Source organism: Stenotrophomonas capsici, assembly GCF_034961085.1.
Classification (GTDB): Bacteria; Pseudomonadota; Gammaproteobacteria; order Xanthomonadales; family Xanthomonadaceae; genus Stenotrophomonas; species Stenotrophomonas capsici.
On the sequence record NZ_JAYFUH010000112.1, the window covers coordinates 1 to 3,601 of the forward strand.

General features: G+C 68.5%; 4 protein-coding genes. 1 reads left to right on the forward strand and 3 read right to left on the reverse strand.

Annotated features, from left to right (window positions below; genetic code table 11):
- The 3 genes from VA603_RS09315 to VA603_RS09325 form a co-directional block, all read right to left on the reverse strand.
- Positions 1 to 1,518 (reverse strand): glutamate synthase central domain-containing protein (locus VA603_RS09315; protein ID WP_323438627.1); only part of this gene is annotated, 1,518 nt, incomplete at its 3' end.
- Positions 1,519 to 1,838: 320 nt separating this feature from the next.
- Positions 1,839 to 2,228, reverse strand: a complete 390-nt coding sequence (locus VA603_RS09320; RefSeq protein WP_132864030.1) for an I78 family peptidase inhibitor — start codon at positions 2,226 to 2,228, stop codon at positions 1,839 to 1,841.
- Between the two features lie 76 nt (positions 2,229 to 2,304).
- Positions 2,305 to 2,628, reverse strand: coding sequence for a hypothetical protein (locus VA603_RS09325; RefSeq protein ID WP_323438628.1), 324 nt, complete (start codon positions 2,626 to 2,628; stop codon positions 2,305 to 2,307).
- Positions 2,629 to 2,792: 164 nt separating this feature from the next.
- Between VA603_RS09325 and VA603_RS09330 the strand changes: the two genes are divergently transcribed.
- Positions 2,793 to 3,601 (forward strand): saccharopine dehydrogenase family protein (locus tag VA603_RS09330; RefSeq protein ID WP_323438629.1); only part of this gene is annotated, 809 nt, incomplete at its 3' end.

A 3,601-nucleotide genomic window follows, 5' to 3' on the forward strand; every position in this document is an offset into this window, starting at 1 on the left:
CAACGGGCGCGTATTGCGGCTGAGCACGGCGATGGGCGTGTCATCGCCCATCGAGCCGGTGGCTTCCTGGCCGGTCTCGGCCAACGGCCGCAGCACCTGCTCCACTTCCTCGGACGTGAGCTGGAACAGCTTGTGGTAGCTGCGCAGGGTCGGCTCGTCGAACGGCTCCTCGGCCAGCGACGGGTCGATCAGCTCGGTCTGCAGGTAGGTCACGCCCTGGTGCAGCCACTGCTTGTAGGGCGCGCGCGCACGGTTGATGCGGTCGATCGCGTCCGAGTCGAGCAGGTCACCGCGCTTGAGGTCGATGGCCATCATCTGGCCTGGGCCCAGCTTGCCCTTGCGCACCACGCGCTCGGTGGGCACTTCCCACACGCCGGCTTCGGAGGCGACCAGGAAGTGGCGGTCGGAGGTCAGCATCCAGCGCGCCGGGCGCAGGCCGTTGCGGTCCAGCGTGCAGGCCGCATAGCGGCCATCGCAGGCGACGATGCCGGCCGGGCCGTCCCACGGTTCGGTGTTGAGCCCGTAGAACTCGTAGAACGCGGCCAGGTCGGGGTCCTTGAACTCCAGCGACTGGGTCGCCGGCGGCACCAGGATGCGTAGCGCCTGGATCAGCTCCATGCCACCGGCGACCATCAGCTCGAGCATGTTGTCCATGCTCTGCGAGTCCGAGCCGTGCATCGAGATCACCGGGTCGAACTGGGCGATGTCGAACTTCGGGGTCTTCCACACCTTGCTGCGCGCCTGCGCCCAGTGGCGGTTGCCTTCGATGGTGTTGATCTCGCCGTTATGGGCGAGCATGCGGAACGGGTGTGCCAGCGGCCAGCGCGGCATCGTGTTGGTGGAGAAGCGCTGGTGGAACACCACCACGCTGGCGGCCAGTTCGTGGCGCTGCAGGTCCGGGTAGAAGCTGCTCAGCTTGTCCGGCAGCACCATGCCCTTGTAGCTGATGGCATCGGCGCTGAGCGTGGTGACGTAGTAGTCGGCCACCTCGCGCAGCTGCTGCTCGCTGCGGCGGCGCGCCAGGAACAGCGCCAGCGCGAACTGCTCGGCGCTCTGGCTGGCATCGGCATCAACGAATACCTGCTCGATCTTCGGCAGCGTATCGCGGGCCAGTTCACCGCAGACGCTGGCATCGGTGGGTACCTCGCGCCAGCCGCGCGGGTGGCAGCCGGCGCTGCGCAGTTGGGCATCCAGTTCGTCGCGACAGCGCTGCGCGGCGTCGGCATCGTGCGGCAGGAACACCACGCCGGCGGCGAAGTTCGGGCCGATGCGGATGCCGGCCTCTTCGGCCAGTTGGCGCAGGAACACCGTGGGTTTGCGCAGCAGCAGGCCGCAGCCGTCGCCGGTGAGCCCGTCGGCGGCCACGCCGCCGCGGTGGGTCATGCGCGAGAGCGCGGCGATGGCGGTGTCGACCAACAGGCGGGACGGCTGGTCATCGAGCTGCGCGACCATGCCGAAACCACAGGCGTCGCGTTCGTCTTGCGGGTCGTAAAGCCCTTGCGGGGTACCGGCGGCCATCTGTGCCTCGTAGCGATGTCAGGTGAGCGGCGACACTTCCGCCCGCTCGCCAAGCACGCCATGCACACGGGGGTGAGGCGCGCCGCACGTACTGCAATCGCTCGGCTTGTCTGGGGAAAGGCTGGAGGTGGTCGCCGTCACGGCGTTCGTTACCAGCGCAGGCGCCCTCGCGCTCACCCAGTGCACACGATGTGCTCTTCCTGGAGCGCACCTGAAGGTCACCGGATGCGATCGACTAGATCACACATGTTGCGACGCCGCAATACATCGTTGCTTGCGCAACCAAAGCCTTGCAGGACAAGGCTTTGGCGGTTTCCTGTTCAGCCGCAGCGGACGCCGCTGATGACGCCCTTGTCATCCACTTCGATGTTCAGGCGTTCGCCGATGAACTCCATGGTGATGGGCTGGTTGGGCTTGAGCAGGCGGACATCGTTGGCGCCGGCGTCTTCCTTGGCCTGCGCCTGCATGGCGTCGGAATAGGTCTGGCCGACCAGACCCTGCACCTGGCTGGCGTCGCAGCTGCCCGGCGGCGGCGGGGTGGGATCGGCATCGGCGGCAGCGGCCTGGGCGGCCTGCTGGGCCTGGTCCAGGACCTGGTCCTGCTCCTCCGGAGGTGGGCCCTTGCAGGCGCCCAGCAGCAACACGAGTGCGGTGGTGGCAATCAGGGCGGCGGGGCGGCGCAGGGCGCGCGGCGTCGACGGGAATTGCATCGGTACTCCAAGGCATGTGAAGACGGAGCAAGCATATCGCTTGCATCCGTACCTGTGCCGCTTCCGGTGAACGGATTCAGCCGCAGCGCAGTGCGGTGATGTTGTTGGTGCGGCCGACTTCGATGGTCAGGTGGTCGCCGCCGCTGCTGGCCGGTGCCGGTTCGGAGGCGGTGGTGGCGCCATCGGAACCCCGCACCACGCTGACGTGCAGGCTGTCGCTATCCACCCGCGCGCGCTCCACCGTGCCGGGGCCGGCAGCCAGGCCGACCGCGCCGCGCACCCTGTCGGTGTGGCATTGGCCCGAGATGACGCCGTCGATGGGTTGTACCTGGGTGACCCGTGCGGTGCTGCAGGCGGCGCAGGCCAAGGAGAGACCAGCCAGAAGAACAATGCGGTGCATGGCGCGCTCGGCTTCGATGGGGGAGGTCCAGCCTGCGATGGCGGGGGTAAGCAGCGGGTGAAAGGGAGCGGTTCCCGGGCAGGGCTGGGGAAGGGTGCCTCCGGCGACAAACCCAACGTCCACTTCCCGGATAATCCCCGCATCCAACCTCGCAGGACGTCTTGATGCAGCAGGAAAGCTGTCGTGTTCTGGTCCTCGGCGGGTACGGCCACTTCGGTGCACGCATCGTGCGTGCGCTGGCCACCACGCCGGGCATCACCGTCATCGCCGCCGGCCGCAATCCCGCGCAGGCCCCGGCCAACCTGCCGGGGGTGGATCTGTCGCGTATCGAGCTGTGCTGGTTGGATACCGCCGATCCTGCATTTGCCGACCAACTGGCCGCCACCGGCGCGCAGCTGGTGATCCACACCGCCGGGCCATTCCAGGGACAGGGCTATGACGTTGCGCTCGCGTGCCTGCAGGCCGGCATGCACTACATCGATCTTGCCGACGGGCGGGAATTCGTCCGTGATTTCGCCTTGAAGGTGGATGCGCCGGCACGCGCCGCCGGCCGCAGTGCGATCAGCGGCGCCAGCACGCTGCCGGCGCTGTCCAGTGCGGTGGTCGATGCGCTGGCGCCGCAGTTCGAGCGGCTGCAGGGCATCGACATGGTCATTGCGCCCGCCCAGGCCACGCCGTTGGGCATGGCCACCGTGCGCGCGGTGCTGTCGTACTGCGGCAAGCCGTTCGATTGCTGGATCGATGGCCGCTGGCAGCCGGTGATCGGTTGGGCCGACCCGCAGCCGGTGCGCTTCGCCCAGATCGCACCGCGCCTGGCCGCGGCCTGCGACGTGCCCGACCACGACCTGCTGGTGCAGCGCTATCCGGGCGTGCTGACGGTGCGCTTCCGCGCCGCGCTGGAGTTGCCGTTCCTGTCGCGCTGCCTGGCCGGCATCGCCTGGCTGCGTCGTTGCGGGTTGCCACTGCCGATGGA